1 protein-coding gene is annotated in these 1,962 nt (G+C 40.0%); it reads right to left on the bottom strand.

Translation table 11 applies throughout. The features are described from left to right. A partial coding sequence (locus KZX55_RS09150) for a GbpC/Spa domain-containing protein (RefSeq protein WP_282437553.1) occupies positions 1–1,962 on the bottom strand: 1,962 nt, incomplete at both ends.

Below are 1,962 nucleotides of genomic sequence, written 5' to 3'. Positions count from 1 at the left end.
GTGGTGTTGGCAACTGCTTAGGAGTTGGTGCTACCGGCGGAGTTGGCAATGGATCATAATTTGGCTCTTCTGGTTTTGATGGCTCTGGTTGATCTGGAGTCTTAACTGGTGGAGTTGGCTCATTTTCGTAGCTTGGGGCTACTGGAGCTGGTTCCAATGGTTTCTCTGTCTCATATGTTGGCTCTTCTGGTTTTGATGGCTCCGGTTGATCTGGAGTTTTTACCGGTGGTGTTGGCTCATTTTCGTAGCTTGGGGCTACTGGAGCTGGTTCCAATGGTTTCTCTGTCTCATATTTTGGCTCTTCTGGTTTTGATGGCTCTGGTTGATCTGGAGTTTTTACCGGTGGTGTTGGCTCATTTTCGTAGCTCGGTGCTACTGGAGCTGGCTCCAATGGTTTCTCTGTCTCATACATTGGTTGAGTTGGAGTCGTTGGTGCAATAGGTTTCGTCGGAACCCCAATCGCATTAATGTCCGAATTGAAAGCAAACCAAATATTTCCACTTTTAGAAGAAGCCATATTAAAGCTAATCTCCGATTGAGTTATTTCACCGACAATAGCACCATACCACTTATTTGGACTAGAGGCTGTATCCCATTCCGATGTATCCCAACGAGCCCCTAGCGATTTTTCTGCATTTGATGAATCTGCATAAGCAGAGTTATTTTCATGAATCTTGATAGATGAACCAGAAATTGGAATATATCGACCGTTAAAGTTTCTAACACTTTCAATTGCATCTTTATCAATTGCCCCACTACCATTACCTCTATTTAGAGATGAAAAATTAACTAATCCTCCTGTGAGATTCATAAGTTTACCTTCTTCATCATAAAACTTAACCTTTACATTAATGTTTGTAGAAGTAAAATAATCATTATACCATGCTGTCACAGTTGGATCACTCGAGGCAAACATAGTCATTTTGGTTCCATCGTTAAAACCTGTTTCTTTTAATGTGTAAGTGTAAACTACTTTTGAAATTTTCTTACCATTAAAACTTGAATTTTTTAGACCAGTATAGGTAACATCGACTGGTTTATCCTTTTCTAATACAAGTTTTGCATAAGTGTTATTCGAATTGATTGCATTGAAATATGAATATGCTGTAGATTTTGTCCTATCAGGATTTGTTGGCGAAATCCCCCATGATTTTACCAAAGCATCCAATTCCTGCTGCCCATATTGATGTACAGATGAATCAATTGTTCGTATTGCATTTGGTTCTGATTTAAAGTTCAACGATTGTGATCTTGGTTCTGAAAGATAACCATCTTGCTTCTTTTTACTCTCCGCTTCTGCGAGTGCTGCAGTATAAGCTGCGAAATCTTTCTTATATTGTTCACTATCTGCTTGATATTTGGCTATTTTAGCTTCGTATTCAGCTTTTATGGCGGCATTACGTTGCTTGATTTCTTCGTTTTCAGCTTTAATCGCAGCATTTTTTGCCTTATTGTCTTCAACAGCCTTCTCATAGGTCGCTTTTGCATCGGCGTTCGCTTTTTGAACGCGAGCTAGTTCTGTCTGATAAGCCGCTAACTTAGTTTGGTAGTCTGCTTCATTGGTAGCATTCGCTTGCTTAACTTCCGCCAAATCTGCTTCGTATTTCTTCATCGCAGCTTCATAAGTCGATTTTGCAGCAGCGTTACGTTGCTTAATCGCTTCATTTTCAGCTTGAATCGCTGTGTTTTTAGCTGTGTTTTCTTCAACTGCCTTTTCATAGGCTGCTTTAGCATCAGCATTTGCCTTTTGAACACGAGCCAATTCTGTCTGGTAGGCTGCTAATTTTGCTTGGTAATCAGCATCATTATCTGCCTTAGCTTTCTTAATAACTGCGAGATCTGCTTCATACTGCTTCATTGCCGCTTCATAAGTCGCTTTTGCAGTTTCATTACGTTGTTTAATCGCTTCATTTTCAGCTTGAAGCGCTGCATTCTTTGCAGTGTTTTCTTTTACTGCTTTAT

Origin of the sequence: Streptococcus halitosis, assembly GCF_023147855.1 — a bacterium.
GTDB classification, from domain to species: domain Bacteria; phylum Bacillota; class Bacilli; order Lactobacillales; family Streptococcaceae; genus Streptococcus; species Streptococcus halitosis_B.
This window is presented reverse-complemented; position numbering and strand designations above follow the sequence as displayed.